1 protein-coding gene is annotated in these 268 nt (G+C 45.9%); it reads right to left on the bottom strand.

Annotation, left to right across the window (positions count from 1 at the left end; translation table 11 throughout):
* Positions 1–208: hypothetical protein (locus ACYQ78_RS39680; protein WP_459806155.1), on the bottom strand; the 208-nt coding region annotated here is incomplete at its 3' end.
* Positions 209–268: the final 60 nt, after the last annotated feature.

The raw sequence follows: 268 nt of genomic DNA, 5'->3' as shown, positions 1-268 counted from the left end.
GCCCAAGTTCATTTTGGTTCTGAAGACATGAATCACCAACAGCTTTTTTCCAGATAACAGTCTTCCCATCCACAACAATCAACTCGTAGCACACTGCTCTAGCCACTGCCTGGACATCTGCCCATTCTTTATCTTGCTTAGCCCACTGTACTGGAGGGCCAGAGATTGCTAGGAACCCACCAGGGAGAAGTAATCGATCGTCTTTCATAAAATATGTGGCATTATATGCAGTAAAAGGGATCAAGCAGCGAGAGCAGTGCATCAAGTC

Source organism: Herbidospora sp. RD11066, assembly GCF_054661255.1.
The sequence above is the reverse complement of the archived record's forward strand: the minus strand, read 5'-3'. Positions and strand labels throughout refer to the sequence as shown.